Annotated in this window: 16 protein-coding genes; 2 read left to right on the top strand and 14 right to left on the bottom strand. The window is 59.8% G+C overall.

The window, feature by feature from the left end:
- Nucleotide 1 precedes the first annotated feature (1 nt).
- The 12 genes from pgaA to A8O26_RS07465 all read right to left on the bottom strand — a co-directional run bounded on the left by pgaA (nt 2) and on the right by A8O26_RS07465 (nt 15,033).
- A complete protein-coding gene (pgaA, locus tag A8O26_RS07520; RefSeq protein ID WP_064117441.1) occupies nt 2-2,482 on the bottom strand; it encodes a poly-beta-1,6 N-acetyl-D-glucosamine export porin PgaA in 2,481 nt (826 codons plus the stop codon).
- A 257-nt stretch (nt 2,483-2,739) separates the two neighbouring features.
- Entirely contained in the window at nt 2,740-4,245 is a 1,506-nt protein-coding gene (locus A8O26_RS07515; protein WP_064117440.1) for a YdgA family protein, read from the bottom strand.
- 153 nt (nt 4,246-4,398) lie between these two features.
- Nucleotides 4,399-7,869, bottom strand: coding sequence for an AAA domain-containing protein (locus tag A8O26_RS07510; protein ID WP_172828128.1), 3,471 nt, complete (start codon nt 7,867-7,869; stop codon nt 4,399-4,401).
- Between the two features lie 106 nt (nt 7,870-7,975).
- Nucleotides 7,976-8,611, bottom strand: coding sequence for a hypothetical protein (locus tag A8O26_RS07505; protein WP_064117438.1), 636 nt, complete (start codon nt 8,609-8,611; stop codon nt 7,976-7,978).
- 93 nt (nt 8,612-8,704) lie between these two features.
- Nucleotides 8,705-10,147, bottom strand: a complete 1,443-nt coding sequence (locus tag A8O26_RS07500; RefSeq protein ID WP_064117437.1) for an efflux transporter outer membrane subunit — start codon at nt 10,145-10,147, stop codon at nt 8,705-8,707.
- Nucleotides 10,144-11,046, bottom strand: coding sequence for an efflux RND transporter periplasmic adaptor subunit (locus A8O26_RS07495; RefSeq protein WP_064117436.1), 903 nt, complete (start codon nt 11,044-11,046; stop codon nt 10,144-10,146). The genes A8O26_RS07500 and A8O26_RS07495 overlap by 4 nt, the downstream gene beginning before the upstream one ends.
- On the bottom strand, nt 11,043-11,252 hold the full coding sequence (locus tag A8O26_RS07490; protein ID WP_007917703.1) for a DUF1656 domain-containing protein: 210 nt from the start codon (nt 11,250-11,252) through the stop codon (nt 11,043-11,045). The genes A8O26_RS07495 and A8O26_RS07490 overlap by 4 nt, the downstream gene beginning before the upstream one ends.
- On the bottom strand, nt 11,249-13,312 hold the full coding sequence (locus A8O26_RS07485; RefSeq protein WP_064117435.1) for an FUSC family protein: 2,064 nt from the start codon (nt 13,310-13,312) through the stop codon (nt 11,249-11,251). Before A8O26_RS07485 ends, A8O26_RS07490 begins: the two co-directional genes overlap by 4 nt.
- Entirely contained in the window at nt 13,309-13,737 is a 429-nt protein-coding gene (locus A8O26_RS07480) for a MarR family winged helix-turn-helix transcriptional regulator (RefSeq protein ID WP_064117434.1), read from the bottom strand. The genes A8O26_RS07485 and A8O26_RS07480 overlap by 4 nt, the downstream gene beginning before the upstream one ends.
- A gap of 123 nt (nt 13,738-13,860) precedes the next feature.
- A complete protein-coding gene (locus A8O26_RS07475) occupies nt 13,861-14,106 on the bottom strand; it encodes a hypothetical protein (RefSeq protein ID WP_064117433.1) in 246 nt (81 codons plus the stop codon).
- Between the two features lie 91 nt (nt 14,107-14,197).
- On the bottom strand, nt 14,198-14,443 hold the full coding sequence (locus tag A8O26_RS07470) for a DUF2789 domain-containing protein (RefSeq protein ID WP_064117432.1): 246 nt from the start codon (nt 14,441-14,443) through the stop codon (nt 14,198-14,200).
- Between the two features lie 128 nt (nt 14,444-14,571).
- A complete protein-coding gene (locus tag A8O26_RS07465) occupies nt 14,572-15,033 on the bottom strand; it encodes an aminoacyl-tRNA deacylase (protein WP_064117431.1) in 462 nt (153 codons plus the stop codon).
- 154 nt (nt 15,034-15,187) lie between these two features.
- Here A8O26_RS07465 and A8O26_RS07460 point away from each other — a divergent pair, with 154 nt between their 5' ends.
- Nucleotides 15,188-15,739, top strand: a complete 552-nt coding sequence (locus A8O26_RS07460; protein ID WP_064117430.1) for an NfeD family protein — start codon at nt 15,188-15,190, stop codon at nt 15,737-15,739.
- Between the two features lie 2 nt (nt 15,740-15,741).
- Complete coding sequence (locus tag A8O26_RS07455; RefSeq protein WP_007917711.1) at nt 15,742-16,500, top strand: slipin family protein; 759 nt, start codon at nt 15,742-15,744, stop codon at nt 16,498-16,500.
- On the opposite strand, the gene A8O26_RS07450 is transcribed toward A8O26_RS07455, so the two are convergent.
- Complete coding sequence (locus A8O26_RS07450) at nt 16,495-17,457, bottom strand: sulfotransferase family protein (protein WP_064117429.1); 963 nt, start codon at nt 17,455-17,457, stop codon at nt 16,495-16,497. The two genes, A8O26_RS07455 and A8O26_RS07450, sit on opposite strands and share 6 nt — an antisense overlap.
- Nucleotides 17,445-18,230 (bottom strand): aspartyl/asparaginyl beta-hydroxylase domain-containing protein, encoded by a 786-nt coding sequence (locus tag A8O26_RS07445; RefSeq protein WP_064117428.1) that lies wholly within the window; start codon nt 18,228-18,230, stop codon nt 17,445-17,447. The genes A8O26_RS07450 and A8O26_RS07445 overlap by 13 nt, the downstream gene beginning before the upstream one ends.
- Nucleotides 18,231-18,233: the final 3 nt, after the last annotated feature.

Raw genomic sequence — 18,233 nt, 5'->3', positions numbered from 1 at the left:
TCTAGAAGCGGAAAGTGAGGTCGACGAGCAGACGCAGATCGGTCTCCCGATCACCGTCGTAGGGCCGGTTGATCACACTGAACAAGCCGCCCACCTCGAACACGTCGTTCCAGGCATAACGCTGGCCGTAACCGAGCAGGGCCATGCCGCCGGTGCCATGATCACGCTGGCTGTAGGTCCCCGCGCCGGCCTGAAATTGCTGGCTCCACGAAGTTTCGTAGCGGTGGTAGAGCACGTGATTGACGTTGACCAGCGGCATCACGCTGAAGTCGGATTTGGGGTTGAAGTACGGCACGTCATCGGACTTGGAGTTGTGGCTGGTGCCGACTTCCAGACCGGCGTCGACCTGCACGTTCGGCGCGCTGTAAACGCCTTCGCGACCAGTGAGCAAGGCCTCGACGCGGTTGTTGCCGTCGCTGAAGTGCGAGGGGCTTACCGACAGTTTCCACTCGCGGCTTTCATTGGCGCGCCAGCGAATGAAACCGCTGCCGCCATTGGCCTTGATGTCGCTGTTGAGCGCGCGCAGCGGGGTTTCGGCCGAGAGGTATTCGAGGCTGCCGCCGTACTGCCAGTTATCGTTGATGTCACGGGCGATCGCCAAGCGCGCGCCCTGTTTGTCGCCGAAACCGTAGGAATGGTTGGAGACTTCCGCTTCAAGGGTCATGTCGCGGGTGCGCCGCTCCAGGCCGACACGCTGGAAGCGGTGGTTGCCGGTGCCTTCGGCGAAGTCGCCGGTGGCATAGCCAGCCCCGGCAAACACGCGCCAGTCTTCATCGATCGGCGGGCTGTACAAGGTGGTCTGGATGCCAAAGTCGCGGCTGCCGCTGACCGCGCCGGCATCGCCACTGCCGCCACCATTGGCCTTGCCGCCATAGGCTTCGACGCGCAGCTCGGACATGTCATGCACTTCGCGTTCGCGGGCCAGACGCTGCACCTGACGGTTGTCCGGATAGCGCGCGACGACGTCGTCGGTCAGCGCATCCATTTGCCGCCATTCCTGCAGTTCCATGGCCGTGTGGGCCTGACCAATTTCCAGGCCCATGTCGTGCGGCACCATGCTCTCGGTTTCCTTGAGCTGCATTTCTGCGCGGCGCGGCCAGTTGCGGGCAAGGTACAAATCGGCCTGGGCCAGACGCAAACCGACGTTGCCCGGCGCTTGATCGACCAGGGTCTGCAAACGCTCCTCACCGTGGGGCAAATCGGAGCCATAGGTGCCGGCCTGCGCCGCGAGTTGCTGGGCGTCCATCCATTCATCGTTGGGGTTGCCGATCGGCAAGCCCTTGAGTTCGATACGCGGGCGCTGGGACTTGGCGGCGTCTTCAGCGACTTTTCGCGCCTCATCGGCGCGGTCGCTTTCCAGCAGCGAGTAATACAGCGCCGTGGTGTCTTCGAGGCGATCACCGGCATCGGCGTCCGGGGCGGAAAGCACCTGACGATAGAGATCGATGGCGATTTCCGGCTCGCGTTGATCCAGATAAGACGCCGCCACCCAGCGCAACGCGTAGGTCGGAATCTTCACGCCTTCGGATTGCAGCTTCTGGTATTCGCTGATGACGTCGGCGGTGCGCGCCCGGGCCTTGAGCGCGCCCATGCGGTCGATGCGCCAGCGAACCACATCGTCGTGCGCCGTGGCGTCAGGCGTCCAGGTGGCGAGCAGTTTGTCGTAGTCGGCCAGCGCGCGGTCGGCGATGACGTAGCGTTCACTCTCACTGCGCGTGGCGTATTCGGCGAGGCGTACGCGCTCGGCGGCCAGATCGCCTTCGAGGCGGCGCAAGGTCACCGGATCGATCAGCCCCGGGCGTTGATTGGCCAAACGCAGCGCCGGTTCCGGCAGACGCGCCTTTTGCAGGGCGACCACGTATTCGCGAGCGACCTCCGGTTTAGTGCCGGCGCGCTTGAAAGCCTGATCGTATTCGAACAGCGCATCGTATTGCTTGCCGGCGCGGGTCAGGGCGTAGCCCAAGGCGAGACGGCGCGACGGATCATCGGGTTTGGCTGCCACCAGCGCTTTGGCGCGGGTCACCGCTTCGTCGGGTTTACCGGCGTCAGCCTGAGTCAGGGCCAAACCCAGTTGCAGGTCGGCATTATCCGGCTCCAGCGCCAAGGCTTTGTTGTAGACCTGAGTTGCCTGATCCCAGCGCTTGAGGTTGCGATAGGCGCGGGCGGTGGCTGTCAGCGCCTGAACCGGCAGGACGCGGTCGCGACCCTGGGTTTCATAGACCTGCACCACTTCGGCGTCGAGACCGGCCCAACTGGCGATTTGCAGGTGATCGCTGATCTGCCCGGTGGTCGACTGCCCCGGCGGCACCTGACGCAATACCGTCAGCGCGGGCGTGGTTTGCCCGGCACGGGCGTCGCGCACCATCTGATCGTAGGGTGTGTCGGCAAACGCCAGCGCCGGCCAGAGCAACTGGCTGCACAGCGCGACTCGGAACAACGGGCGTAAACCACGATGTAATACAGGAACATCAATACGCGGCATTCGTCAGCATCCTTACATGGCCAGCCGGGTCGCAATGCCCTCCTTGCCCATTCGTAACGGTGGCCGAAACTGACAGCACTCGGCCAAGCTTAGTCAGGCAGTCTTGCACGCAAGCGTAGACCAGAATTCAGAACACAATATTTGTTCAGAATCGAAGCGGCGGCCCGGCCACGACACCGAAAACCCGAACGCCAGACAGCAAAACGCCCGGCGTCCGTGCGATACGGAGGCCGGGCGTTGCTATTTAGAGCGCAGAATTACTGCACTTGCGTGACGCCTGCGAACTTGCTCATCAGGAAGCCGACGAACTGCTCGACGGTCATCTTCTGGCCGTTGAATTCGACCTGATTAGCGGCGTAATGCAGCTTGGTCACCACATTGGAGCCATCGACAACGGCCAACTGCGAACCGACTGCCATGCCGGCGAACATGTCGGCGGCTTCCTTGGACTGATCGACAATGGCCTTGGCATCGGTCTGACCGTCGAGTTGCGCCTGCACGCTGAGCAGATCGACCAGCATCGGCTTGGACACCTGAATGTTCAGGTCAAGCAGCGCAATCAGTTGTTTGCCCAGTTGATCCGGCGGCAAGTCCATCGATTGCGGCTTGGTCAAGTCGATCACCAGATTGGCCTTGCTCTCGCCGTTGGCGGTGTTGAACGAGAGGTTTTCCAGCGCAAACTGTGGGCCGGCGGCCAGCAGCTTCTGCAGGTCGGCTTTGACCTGGGCATTTTCCGCTTCGGTCAGGTTCAGCTCTGGCGCTGGCAGACCTTGAGCAGCGGCCTCGGCAGCGGCTTTTTCATAAGGCTGCAGTTTGGTCTGGTAGATCTGCATCAGCGACATGGTCGAAGGAATGTCGAGGTTTTTCAGGCTCATGGCCATGTTCGCCGAGCCGACTTTCTTGTCGTTGAGGCTGACTTCGCCAATCTTGTAGTCCGCACGGCCGGACGCATTGCTGCCGTTTTCTTCGGTGAGGTTCTTCATTTCGAAGTTCTTCACACCGAGCACCGATTGCTTGGTGCCGAAGGTGGTTTTGCTGTTGGTCAGCACCAGGGTGTTTTCGCCGGTGTAGTAGCCGTAGCTGCTCTTGGCAAGGTTGCTGGCCAGAGTCAGACCGTTCAGTTCGACCTGCACCGGCGCCTGATCTTCAGCGACGGTGACCAGTTTCAGGTTGTCCATGTAACCGTCCGCCTTGACCTTCTGTGCCTGGGCGTTGGCAGAAATGTTCATGGTCAGGCCGGAAAACTTCAGGCTCGACTGCTCATCCAGTGCGGTTTCGAACGGCAGCAGGTCGAGGGTACTGGTGGTGGATTCGTCGTAGCCGATGCTGGTCACGCCTTTGAGCGGCGCGGCGCCCTTGGTCGCGGCGAACCATTTTTCGGTGGCCGGGTTCTTTTCCAGCTCGTAGTTGCTGGTGGCCATGACCGGTAGCCATTTCAGCGAAACCAGACGCGAGAACGGCAGCGGACCATGTTCGATGTGATCGACAAACAGCAACTCGACCGGTGCATCGCCGAACATCTCGCCTTCACCCTTGAGACGGTAGTGCGCGGTGCTGGTGAAGGTGTGGCGCTCCAGCGACACCAGCTCCAGCGACGCGGTGCCGTTGGAGCCGGCCATGGCGGTCTGCAGCTCTTTGTTGGCATTGCTGACGGCATTGTTCAGCACGCCTTCGATCTTGGTCCCGGTGTACCAGGCCCCGCCTGCGCTGATCGCGCCGATGGCAACAACAATTCCGAGAAGCACGCCTGCTGATTTATTCATGAATGACCTGATCGATTTCCGTGGCTGTGAGTGTGGTCGTCTTCCCTGAACCCGTGACCGGGTCGCGGCTCGACTCCGCTAAAAGTGCTGAAAGGGTAGCATTCGTTACCCGTGGAGGTTCGCTTTTTACAATGCCGAAAGCGCTTGATGTCGTCATACCGTTGCCTGAGTCGGTTTGCCCCCCAAAAGCACCCGCAAGTCTTTCATACTGTCTTGAATCATCACTGAGGCGGCCTCTCCGTCATAACGGATGCTCGATTCGTAGTAGCTGTAGCTGCTCGAAGGACGGCGCACCGAAGACAGCCAGTTGAAAGATCCCACGGCCAGCCAGGCATCGTCGACCAGGAGCATTTTTGCGTGCACGCTGCGCACCTGGGTATTTCTGAATTTTGCTCCGGCCTGTTCGAGCAACCGCACACACTCATTGAATGTCGCCACTTTTTTCGGATCGACGCGGCAAAGTTCAAGGCTGCTGATGACTACGACGCTGACGCCTCGGGTGCAAGCCTCCTGAATCAGTGCCTGAATGTCATCTTGTTCAATCGCGTCCCTGGTGAGATAGGGCGACACAATAATCAGGCGATGCTGTGCATTCTTGAACGCTGATCGCAAGGTTTTCCTGTGACCGTCAAGATCGCTGATTTGCTCAGTGAAATAAGGGTTGTAAGCCGGCACCAACCATTCCAGGGGGATTCCCTTGAGTTCGTTGCGCTCATCCCGGAACAAATGTCTGCCCAATATCGCAGATGGGTTTTTCCCCACTGGATTGAACAGGTTCATGTTGCCGAACACCAGAAACGCGTCCTGTGCCCGGGAGATCGCCACGTTCAAAAGCGAACCTGCGTCCTTATCGAAAAAAGGCGAACCTGGGTCGGTATCCAGACCATAAGTCGGTGAAAAGATAACAACCCTGCGCTCTGCACCCTGCAGACTGTGGACAGTACCAACCGTTATGCCGTGATCCGCACCGAGGTGGCGATCCAGTGCCTGGCGAATTGCCGAAGTTTGTGCCGCGAAAGGGGTCACTACCGCGACCAGATCCTTGAACGGCTTTTTGTCTTCGGCGAACGAGGATTCGATTTCGGCACGATGCTCCTGCAACCAATGGGCGATCACCTGCGCCTCGATCTGATTGCATCTGCTTTTGCCGACACGTTGATCAAGACCTGTCAGGTGTACATAGCCCAGACTCGGACTCAAGCGACGAGGCCCCTCCTCACGGCAGGGCTGCAATAACTGCTTGTAGACCAGCTCGTTGCAAACCTCGATGATTTCGCGCCAGCAACGACGATGCTCACTGAGAAACATCCCACGCCCGCGCTTTGCATGTTTGGTGTAAGGCGTTGCCTGCTGGGCGACCTGCATCAGATTGCCACTCGATGCAGACTTGCCCGACGCGCAAAATGCCTCCCAGCCCTTGTCCATCAGGCCGAAATGCCGCGCGTTCGACTGATCGATCGATCTCGGCAAACCATGCACCGGCGCAATCTGGTCAACATCACCGACCACCATCGCCCGCTTGGCCAGGGCGAAAGCCGGAATACCAATCTGAGAAGCGACCTGACCGGCCTCATCGACAATCAACAGATCAATACAATTGAGCAATGGTTGGTACTGGCCGCTCCAACCGCTGAACCGGTTGGGCAATGAGTAGAGCGTAACAACGGAACAAGGAAACATTTTGGCCAGACGGCGATACTGACGCTCGATCCGATCGGGTGACAAGGTGTCTTCAACCTTGGAAAAACGCGCAAGGGTCTCTTCGACTTCCAGTAGATAACGCGCTTCCCAATAATGCGTGGCCCATTTGAATGCGTCGAAACGCGGGCCCATATCCAGCGCATTTTGAATGGTTGCCGTTTCAAGTGGTCCATTGGTGCCACTGAATTTTTCCAGACGAGAAACGATTTCGTTGAGCGTTTGGAGGGATTTACGCGTCACGCTCAATTGCTTTTGAAGCAGCTCCTCACTTTTTGATAGCGTTGTCCCGTGTTCTGTTACCAAGGCGTCAAACGCCTCGCGGCTATTGATCTCGTTGATTTTGCGGCTCAGTGAATCGCCATGATCAATGGCAACCTGAGCAAAGAATGTTTCGTCGCGCTGGGTCCTTGGAGACGTCAGACCGCACCAGGCCAGAAATCTCAGGAACATGTTTTCCTGGCTAACATGCCGCTTCCAGGCGAGTTTCAGTGTCTGATTCTTGCGCAGCTTGTCGGTGGTCTTTTCAAGATCGCTCTTGTATTCGTCGATCGCGACTTGTAGCGCCAATCGTGCCCGACCAACCATTTCTTGAGAAACGGCTGCAACCTTGAACAAGGTGTTGAGTGCAATCAGGTCGTTTGTCACGCTTTCGATGAAGCCGCAGCACTGCTCGAGGCGGGCATGAAGCTGCGCCATGGCGGCTTCAAGTGTCTGCTCGCGCAATTGGCCCAGTGCGTTTTGTGCACATTGAAGAAAATAGTCGCGAGCCAGCTCCAGGCCCTCGGCCGTTTCCGTGACCTGAAAATCATGCACGGATTTTTTGCCCATGCCTTTCAAAGCATGAACCCTGAATCCTTGCTTGTCGTTTTCCCGGCTCTTGGCAGGTAAATAGAGGCCGTAACTTTCAAGACCCTTGATCCAGCGGCCAGCCAAAGGCCCCTCCCGCTCCTTCACCTTGGCAAATGCTTCGAGGATGTTGAGAACGGCTTGATTGTTCGTCGATGAAGCGACAATCAACGGCGGTTCCTGTTGCGCACGCGCATGTTTGATCCACAGAGAAGCAATAACACTCAACAGCAGAGTTGTTTTACCGGTACCCGGGGGACCGTCGACGGCTGTCACAGCATCCGGCAATGAAAAGAAGTGCACCAGTGATTCACGCTGCGACGGAGAAAGTCCGTAACGGCACTCCATTTGCCCTAAGTGCTCGATCGAACGGGCCAATTGCTGTTCAGCGGTGAGCAGGGATTTCTCTGCGGCGGGTGTGATAAGTGTTTCGAGCAACCCCAACGCTGTATCGCTGTTGTGACGCAAATGATCCAGCAGGGTCTGAATATTCTGCGTCGCACCTTTGGTAGAGGTGGCAAGCATGATCAGTGGGTGATTGAGTCTTTCGTACTGGTCAACTTCGAGGGTTTCCCAATCCTGTCCGCATACCTCGAGGCAAAAGGCTCTGGCGTTCAATATGAGGCCGTTCCAGTCCGTGGGCCGAGGCAGGCGGGCATACATCAGGTCGACTTCTTGCACGGTGCCGACCGTGACCTGGTAGGCACTTGGCTCAAGAAAATCCCGTGGGGTGACGGGCAGCAGATTATCCGGGTCAATGCTGAGTTTGCCCGTACGCTCCAACAACCCGAAAACGAACAGCGGTGCGATGAATTCAGGCAAGAGCTTGCTTGCGCGTCCGTGCTCTGGTCGCAGACCAAACAGAAACGGACAAACGATAACGCGCAGCGGCCAACCCTCATCCGCATCCGCCTTACGCCCGGTTTCGGCAGTTTTCGGCTTGGGACGTTGCGCGTACAGCGATTTACAGCAATGGCTGGAAAGCTGGCCGTTGGTGATTTCTTCCAGAGTCAGGGCACGCGATGCGTTTTCCAGTTCCGGCATCAGATTGCAGGCATCGGCCAATGCGGCGCTCAAGTACCCGAGATGAACCTTTACATTCCCTTGCATCAGTTTATACAGCCGTCATAAAAAGTCTGAGGCCATTATGCCAGCATGTCGATAAAACCCCATCCCGGGCCTCTCACGAATACTGAACCTCGATCTCATCCAGTTGATGATCAAAGCTTTTCAGCCGCGCGGTCCAGGTGTAGACCAGCACCTCAAAATCCCGATCGATCACCGCGCCGCCCGGCCCGTCGGCGCGCGGGTCGCAGAAGTCCAGTTGATAGCGCTCGCGGGCCATGGCCGTGGCGACATCGGACAGTTCACGGGCATTGTTGAGCCAGTGCCAGCCCTCGTCGGCAATCTGCTTGTCGAGTTCCAGGCACTGTTTTTTCAGTGCTTCGAGGCTTTTTTCCAGCGGTGTGCCGGTGAGTTCGCCCATGACTTCGGCGAAGGTCCGTCCGGGTTGCCAGTAGCTGCCCCAGAAATACCGGTCGAACACCGTTTCGACCCGGCGCAGGGCGACTTTGGTGTCCCAGATCAGCACCAGGGTCTTGCCCTGTTCAAGCTGTCTTTTTTTGACGCGCTGCACCTGCACCGACGCCCAGGCCACGACGACGATGGCCATGACCGCGATCAACGCCGTTGCGCTGTCGAGGAACACCATCGCCTTGTCGATCTGGTGGGCCAGCATGATGCCGTAGAAATAGGTGGCCGAGAGCAGCACCAGCGCTGCGAGGGCGCACCAGAAGCCGAGAGCGTAAGGGTTTTTCATTATTGGTTTCCCCTAGACCAGCGCTAGCAATGTGCGCTGAAAGGGCGCCTTGCTCGGGGCGCCCTTCCAACACTTCAAAGCATAGCAACGGCCTCAGGGTTTGCTGGGGCCTGGAGCGTGCGTTCGTCCGCTTTCCCAACCGCCGCCGAGGGCGAGGAACAAATCGATCTGACTCATCGCAACTTGAGTGTTGGCGGCGGCCAGTTGCGCGGTGACGTCGGTGTAGGTGCGGGTCGCTTGCAGGTCGGCGAGGAACGACTCGCGGCCAGCCTGGAAGAAGCGGTGGGTCTGGTCCGCTGCGAGTTTTGCCGACTGCTCGGCATCCGCCAACGCATCGCGACGTTGCAGCAGTGCGTTGTACTGGGCGAGGCCGGTTTGGGTTTCGCGAATGGCGTTGAGCACCACGCCGTCGAAATGCGCCAGAGCGCCTTGAGTCGTCGCTTCAGCTTCACGAATACGCGCGCGAGCGCCGTTGGTCGGCACTTTCCAGCTCAGCGACGGGCCAAAACCCCAACGATTGGTCGACGGATCACCGAGGTCGTCGATGATGCCGACGGTGCCGATGGTCGCACCGATGCTGATGTCCGGGTACAGCTCGCCGGTGGCGACGCCGATGCCGGCAGTCGCAGCCGCCAGACGTCGTTCAGCCTGGCGAATGTCCGGGCGACGCTTGAGCAACGCGGCGCCGTCACCGACCGGCACCAATTGAGCGATTTTCGGCAGTTCAGCGCACGTTGCCGTGCCGGCCGGCAATTGATCGACCGGTTTTGCCAGCAACATCGACAGACGGAACAGCCCGGCCTGACGCGCCGCTTCATAACGCGGCATGTCGGCGCGCAAGGATTTGAATTGGGTTTGCGAACGGGTGACCTGGGTTTCGTCGCCACGCCCGGCGTCGCGCAGACGCTGGATCAGCGTGGTGCCTTGCGATTGCAGGTCGAGGGAATGTTGGGCGATTTCCCGCTCTTCGTTGGCTGCGCAGACTTGGGTGTACGCACGAACCACGTCCGCCACCAAGGTGATACGCGCGGTGTCGGCGGCGGCTTGTGTCGCGTCGGCATTGGCCTTCGCGCCTTCGATGCCGCGTTGCAAAGTGCCCCACAAGTCGAATTGGTAGGAAGCGCTGATGCCGATATCGCCAACGTTGGCCACCGGCACTTTTTCCGGCAACAGGAATGCCTGTCCGGATTCCTGCAAGCGCTGAGCACCCATTTTTACTCCGCCGCTCCAGCCGCCGGCCGCTTCGGCCTCATCGACCTGAGCACGGGCGCGCTGCAAGTTGGCGGCGGCAACGCGCAGGTCGGTGTTGGAGGCCATGGCCTGCTGCACCAGTTGATCCAGACGCGGGTCTTTATACAGCCGCCACCAGTCTGCCGGCACCGGCGCCGAGACCACAGGTTTACCGTCGACGGCCAATTCGCCCTGAAAATCCTTGCGCTGAACGGCCGAATTTTCAGGCACGTGATAATCCGGCCCGACCATCTGACACGCCGACAACATCACGCCCAACCCGGCGATCATCAGGGCCCTGCTCATTGCGCGGGCTCCTGTTTCTTGTCGTCGTTTTTGGCGTCGTCGATGATCGACACTGTGGCGGTACGCCCGGCGATCATGCGGAAGTCTTCCGGCACATCGTCAAAGGCAATCCGCACCGGAATCCGCTGCGCCAGCCGCACCCAACTGAACGCCGGGTTGACGTTCGGCAGCAGGTTGCTGCCGCTGGTGCGGTCGCGGTCTTCGATACCGGCGACGATGCTCTCGACATGCCCGCGCAGCTTGGCGCGGTCGCCGATCACGCGGATATCCACCGACTGGCCGACATGAATGCCGTCAAGTTTGGTCTCTTCGAAGTAGCCGTCGATGTGGAACGAGTTGCTGTCGACCACCGACAACACCGGACGCCCGGCAGTGACGAATTCCTGCGGACGCGGCGCACGGTCGTTGACGTAGCCGTCCACCGGGCTACGGATCACCGAGCGGTCGAGGTTAAGCTGAGCGCTGTCCACCGTAACCATGGCTTCGGCCAGTGCCGATTGCGCACGGGCGACCTTCGATTGGCTTTCTTCCAATTGCTCGGCCGGCACCAGATTGCCGAGGCCACGGTTACGCTTGGCTTCACGCTGGGCTTGAGCGAGGGTTTCTTCACGATCAGCGACGGCCGCTTTGGCCTGACGCAGGGCCAGTTTGAAGCGATCCTGGTCGATGCTGAACAGCACCTGGCCGCGCTTGATCAACTGGTTGTCTTTCACTTCAACCTGCTGGATCAACCCGGACACGTCCGGAGCGATCTGGATAATGTCAGCGCGAATGTGGCCGTCACGGGTCCACGGCGCAAACATGTAATACATCACCATGCGCCAGACGAGGACAACGGCAAAAGTCACGATCAGCAGGGTCAGTACCACGCGACCGATGGTCAAAAACGGTTTTTTCATGTCATCAGGTATCGACTGAGTGAGTCCACGCCGTACAGAAGCACGGCGTAGAGGGCCACGTTGAACAATGCCCGGTGCCAGACCAGACGGTAAAAGTGCACGCGCGTAAGCACGGCATGCACCAGCAAAAACAGCACATAAGTGATGCCCATCAACACCAGCAGGGTCGGCAGGAAAATACCGCTGATGTCCAGATCACCGATCATAGGGGCGCTCCATCGGGCAGCGGTTCTTCGGGCTCGGCGCTGGAAACGAATTCGACGCCGGGCAGCAACGCCAGACGCAATCCGCTCAAGGCGTGCAACAGGTTTAGCCGGGTTTCATCGTCGCCGTGGCCATTCAGCGCACGACGGGTGCGATCCAGGGTCATCAGCAACGGGGCCGGGGCCGGCAAGCGTTCGCCGGCCTTGAGGCAGGCGCGAAAATACTCACCGACTTCACTGACCACTTGCTGCAACAACGCATTCGGCGCGCCGGTCACCCGTGGCGTGTAAGCGAGCAAATCGAGCAGGTTCAAACCGACGCGCACTTCGCGCATGGCAATGCCGGTGTCCTGGCCGGTGAGGGCCAGACGCGGCAAGTGCTGCATCAGCCGATCGAGCAACTGCACGCCCAATTGCCGGTGCTCGGCGAGGTTGGCCGGCTCGGTCATGTCGACGATGTCTTTCCAACTGAAACGGGTCAGGCGCTTGGCCGCCAGTTCGGCGCCGAACGGGCGCGCGACCAGCGTCCAGATAAACGCGAACAACAGCCCTATCGGCCCCGCGAGGTTGGAGTTCACGAAGGCGAAAAAGTCCGCATCGTAAGCGCCCTGAATACTGATGAACGACGAGGTGTTGACCAGCGTCAGCAGCATGCCGAGGTAGAAACGCGGCTGCACCGTCAGCGTGCCGACGCAGATAAACGGGATGGAAAACGCCAGCACCAGCATCGGGAAATCGTGCAGGTTGGGCAGAATCAAAAACAGATACAGGCTGGCGAACAGCACCGACATCCCGGTCCAGAAAAAGAACCGATAGATCTGCGGCGCCGGGTCGTCCATCGAGGCGAAGAAGCTGCACGCCACCGCCGCCAGAATCACCGCACTGCCGCCGTCCGGCCAGCCGAGCAGAATCCACAGCACCGAGGCGGTGATGATTGCCAGAATGGTCGAGGCCACCGAGTAGAGCATCAGCCCACGGTCGATAAACGGTGTCAGCCGACCCAATCGCCAGTGACGGTAAACCGCGCGCCAGTTGTCCTGACGCTCGCAGACAATCGCGTCCTGCAGGCTGCGGCAGTCCTGCCACAAATCGATGAATTCGCCGAGGCGATAAATCGAGTTGGAGAACAGCAGTTGCCGGCGATCTTCCAGCGCTTCGGCGCTCGGCTGCTGGGCTTCGAGCTGACCTTTCAGCGCTTGCCAGCGATCGAGATCGGCGTCTTCATGACCGAGCCATTCGCGGGTCGCGACGAGCAGCGGTTCGAATTTTTCCACCAACTCAGGCGTGCGCCGTTCGAGGGCGTAGAGCGAATCTTCCAGCGCATCGATCACCGGTAATAGATGAATCATCCGTCCGCGCAGTTCTTTGGTGTTGCGCACGGTTTGCGGGCGCGAGCCTTCGTGGGGCAACTGGCCGATCATCAATTCGAGGCTGTTGAAGTTGGCGACCATGGCCATGCGCAGCGCGGTGACTTCTTCGGGTTGCACGTCGCGACTGAGGAATTTCAGGCTGTAGGTGGTTGCGTCGGCGAACCACTTGCTCACGGCATCGTTGAACACCGGCGCCAGACGACGCGGCCAGAACATCGCACCGACCACGGCGGCAACAGCAATGCCGAGGAAAATCTCCTCGGTCCGCGCTTCGGCCACATCCCACACCGCCAGCGGGTTATCCACCACCGGCAAGGCAATCAGCGGCAAGGTGTAACCGGCGAGCATCAGCGCGTAGCTGTTGGCCGTGCGCAAATGCAGGGACATGAACAACAGAATCCCCGTCCACAGCGCGATGACCACCACCAGCACATACGGGCTCTGCACGAACATCGGCACGAAAAAAACCGCCGCCGCCGCGCCGAGAAAGGTACCGATGGCGCGGTACAAGGCCTTGGAACTGGTCGGCCCGAGAAACGGGCTGGAGACGATATACACCGTGGCCATCGCCCAATACGGACGCGGCATTTGCATGAGCAAGGCGATGTACAGCGCAATCATCGACGCTGCAAAGGTACGGATCCCGTAGAACCAGTCGCGGGCCGGCGGAATGCCGGAGAAAAAACCGTTCAAGAATTGACCACCACAGGCGGATTGGCCGCCTCAAAAGCTCTGAGTACCCGAAGCGTAGCTTCCAGATCGCTTTGATCGATGCCTTCGAGCACCTCATGACGCAAGCGCACCAGTTCGATCTCCACCGCTTGCACCAGTTCACGACCGGTGTCGGTCAGGCTCAGGCATTTGGCGCGGCGATCCTGGGCATCTTCGGTGCGGCAGACGTAGCCGGAATGACACAACTGATCGAGCAGACGCACCAGCGACGGGCTCTCCATGCCAGCCGCCTGCGCCACCTGGACCTGCCGCACGCCCTCGCCCAAACGGCCGATCATCAACAGCGGCACGGCGCAAGCTTCGGAGATTCCGTAGTTGACCAGCGTGGTCTGGCAGATCTTCCGCCAATGCCTGGCGGCCACCACCATGGCACTGCTGATGTTCATCTGGAGAGCGTCGAGATCGTTCGGCACGGGGAAATGCACACTGTTAGTTTGCTAACTATCAATATCGCATTGGAGGGGAATTTCAGTCAAGTTTTGAAACAAATCTTCCCAGAGTGAGAACATTTAGAGTTCGTCGATCTCGTGAGGAAGGCCAACCTCCTCACGGCGTGAGTGAACGACGGAAGCCAGTTCGAGATCATCCAGCGTGTTCAGTAGATCCTCATACAACGGTGCGGATATCAAATAAGCCACCGTTTGATCCTGATTCTGCACAGCAATCGGCCCGAATCTGCTGCTTTGGATGATTGCCTCAAGTTTGTCTGCTAATTGCGCAAAATTGATTGTTTCTACAGGCAAAAACGGGGGCATCGCTTCGCTCTCCTGGTTCTCAGAACCGGAACGCTACTCCGATGTAGGTTGAAATCAGTCAGGCAATCTGTAATAAGTTTTTGCGCCAGCCCTACGCATCCCGCCCCTTGCGCAACATCACATTCAACTGATCCACCACCTCCGCCCAATCGGCGTCATCCAGAATCTCGTCGCGCAAAAACTGCGACTGGCTCTTCGTCCAGAAAAACGCATCGGCCAGGTGCAGCTCGGGTTTGAGCGGGGAATGGGTGGCGATGAAACGGTCGATGCTGGTCGGGTCGTTGTCCAGGCCGAGTTGTTTGAACAGGGATGGCAAGCTGTGCGTTGGGCTTTCCATTGAGCAATTCCTTGATGAATGGGGTGTTTGGAAGATTATTCGCGAGCAGGCTCGCTCCCACAGGTGAATGCGATCAACCTGTGGGAGCGAGCCTGCTCGCGAAGGCGTCAGTGCCAGCGCCACAAAACCTAATCACTCAACTCCCGCACCTCGGCATGCGGCACCATTTTCAGAAACTCGGGCATGCTCATGTGCAGCAAATAGTTGTGATTGCCCGCCTCCAGATAAATATCCTTCTGCCGCGTCAGCAGCGGGTCGATGACCATGTCCAGCCCGTAGGAATCACCCAGCGGCGGCACCGCGCCGCGTTCGCAGTCGTCGAAGATGTGCGCCAGATTGCTTTCACGGGTCAGTTGCCATTCGCCGCTGGTGCGCACCTTGCTCAGGTCCAGATGACGACTGGCCGGCAGCACGGCCATCAGGTAGTGGCCGTGGTGATCGTCGAGGATGATCGATTTGGCCACGCGCTCGGCGGGCACCCCGGCGACCCGTGCGGTTTCCAGGCTGCTGGACGAGTGTCGGTGGGCGACGACGTCGTATTCGCAGTGCGCCCGATTCAGGCTGCTCTGCACCTTTCTTGCCATACGCATGATGCACCTCGGTGTTGCGCTGAACGGTGATTGCCGTGTCTTTGAGTCTAGTTCGGCGGGGGTCTGGCGCAGGGAAATCCGCTCACCGGACATATCTGCACATTGATCAAACTTCATGCAGGACAACCCTCAACTAGACTGAAAGAACCAGCCCATGACGCTCACGGAGAGTCACGTGAACAGCCGATGTTGTGCGCTTGCCTTGCTCCTGCTGATCAGCGGCTCAGCCCTCGCCGCTGACACCCCGTTGCCGCCGATGAGTCCGGCCGGTTTGTGGCTGATTACCTTGGGCATCGTCTTTCTGATCGCTGAAGCGGCGCTGCCCAATTACGGCGTTATCGGTCTGGGCGGCATCATCATGTTCGTCATCGGTGCGCTGATTCTGAGCAACGCCGAGTTGCCAGTGCCAATGATGATCGGCCTCGGCCTGATCAGCGCCCTGCTGTTGATCGCGTTGCTGATTCGCGCCCTGAAAACCCGCCCACGCCAAGCCGTCAGCGGTGATGCCGGCCTGCTCGGCAGCGTGACCGCGATCACCACGGTGCAACCGGGCGATGCCCGCAACGGCTGGGTGCAACTGCAAGGTGAACGCTGGCAAGTGCTTAGCGCCACGCCGCTGCACACCGGGCAACCGGTGCGCGTGGTGGCGCGCAAGGGATTGTTGCTGCAAGTGGCCGCGACTGACGCGGCGCCACTCGGAGAGTGATCATGGGTCTGCAAATCGGTTTTGTTGCGCTGCTGTTACTGGTCATCGCCTTGGCCGGTTCGACGTTTCGCATCCTGCGCGAATACGAGCGCGGCGTGGTGTTCCAGCTCGGCCGTTTCTGGCAGGTCAAAGGCCCCGGTCTGATCCTGCTGATTCCGGTGGTCCAGCAAATGGTCCGTGTCGACCTGCGCACGGTCGTCCTTGATGTGCCGCCGCAGGACGTAATCACCCGCGACAACGTGTCGGTGAAGGTCAACGCCGTGCTGTACTTCCGCGTGCTCGACCCGCAGAAGGCGATTATTCAGGTTGAAGATTATCTGTCAGCCACCAGCCAATTGGCGCAAACCACCCTGCGCGCCGTGCTCGGCAAACACGAACTGGATGAACTGCTGGCCGAACGCGAGCAGTTGAATATCGACATTCAACAGGTGCTCGATGCGCAGACCGACGCCTGGGGCATCAAGGTCGCCAACGTCGAGATCAAGCATGTCGACCTCAACGAATCGATGGTCCGCGCCATCGCCAAACAGGCCGAAGCCGAGCGCGAGCGGCGGGCCAAGGTGATCCACGCCGAAGGCGAGTTACAAGCGTCGGAGAAACTCATGCAGGCAGCGGAGATGCTTGGCCGCCAGCCCGGGGCGATGCAGTTGCGCTATATGCAGACCTTGAGTTCGATTGCCGGCGACAAGAGTTCGACGATTGTTTTCCCGTTGCCGATCGAGTTGCTCAAGGGCATGGCGGATTTGTCCGGCAAGTCATGAAGCCAGGCCAGTGGCACTCAGGCGAAGTTTTTCCAGCGCTTCATAGGGCGCGCGGGTGCAGTTGTGCACGCGCATTTGCAACAACGCCGAGGCCTCGCGGCGTTTGTCTTCGCCATCGGCAACGAAGGGTTGCGACGGTTGCTTCGCATGCTGTGCGGTCGCTGCGAACACTTGCTGGCGCTGTGTTTCGCTCAAGCGGAAAAACCGCGCCAGGCGACCGGCCATTGCCTCGGGCAGCTCGTTGTAATTCACCAGCAACCCCGCCGAATCCCGGCAATGCACCCACCCCGCTTCAAGCAACCGCCCCAAACGCCGGGCAATGAAATCTTCGCGCCCCTCAAACGGCAAACCATCCTCCAACACGCAATTGCCGAGCATCCCCGGCACCATGTGCATGCCCGGGCGGCGCAGGTGGGAAACGGCAATTTCCAAAGGGTCGCGATAGAGAAACAACCACGGCGTATCGGGAAAGCATTCCTGCAGCAGCGGCCACTCGCCAATGTTCCAAGCGTCGAGCTTGACCACCAGCCGTTGCTCGATGCCGCGACGGCGCTGCCCGTACGCAGAGAGCAATCCGCGAATGGCCGCACGCCGTTCGTTCTCGGATAAATCACTGCGTAATAGCGCGTCCAATGGCGGCGGTTCGGACACCACAATGTGATCGTCGAGCCGCGCGAGCATCTGGCTGATCAATGTCGAACCACAGCGCGAGGCGTGCAGAATGAATGCACCCGGCGCGAGCCCGGGGCTCTGCGCCTGCCAATCGCTGAGTGCCGACAACGGTGTCTGCCGTCGAAAGGCCTGATTGAACGGCAGCCGTAACGCTTGATCCACCGCTTCGCGGAAAAACGGCTGATGCAACGGCGTGTCACCGAACCAGCACCAATCCACCTGCCACTGGCCATCGACCGGCCAGGCACGAATCGGCAACCAGCCGTCGAAGCTCAAGCGCGCCATTGTTCGTTCCACTGCCGCCGCCCGTTGCGCATTGCCGCGCGCAATTGCTCGCGGGAAAACCACAGGCCACGTTCAGCGGCAAGTGCCAGCGTCTGGCTGATGAATGCTTCTGGGTCGTGCAGCGCACACAAGGCGTGCGATAGCGCAGCATCTTGCGCGACCAGTGTCTGAAAGCGTTGCAACGCGGTCTCGGCCAAACCCGGCGCAGGTGTGCTCGGCAAGCCTTCGGCGATCATCTGCTCAAGCCAGGTACCGGGCCGGCAGTCGATGACCAGATGAACCCGCGCCGAGGTATCACGGTTATCCACACGGTGCGGGCGCGCGAGATCGAGAAACCAGCATTCACCTGCCTGCATGGGCATGCGTTGGCCGTCGAGCCAGAAATCGACATGTGACGGGCTGAGCAACGGAACGTGCAGGCGAAAATCGGCCTGCGGGCCCTCCAGATCGTAATCGCGATGCTCATGAATCTGCCCGCCCGGCCCCAGACGCAGCAGCCGGGCACTGACGATATCCAGCGACAGATTGCGCAGCCCCTGTCGCCAACGCTCATCCCGCAGCCAAGGCGCGCGTTGCAGCGGTACGCCGCGACCGGGCGACAACTCGGTCAGCGCATCGACCGCTGAAATCAGCGCGACGCCGCTCCAGTCGCCGGAGAAATATTCAGCGTTGAAGTGACTGCGCCAGGCGTCGTCGGCAATCGCCTCCAGCGCTTGCAACAGCAGCGGCAAATCCACCGTCACCGGCAGGCGCGCAAACGCCGGCCGGCTCATGGT

This window comes from Pseudomonas fluorescens (assembly GCF_001648775.1).
In the GTDB taxonomy this organism is placed as follows: domain Bacteria; phylum Pseudomonadota; class Gammaproteobacteria; order Pseudomonadales; family Pseudomonadaceae; genus Aquipseudomonas; species Aquipseudomonas fluorescens_M.
The sequence above is the reverse complement of the archived record's forward strand: the minus strand, read 5'-3'. Positions and strand labels throughout refer to the sequence as shown.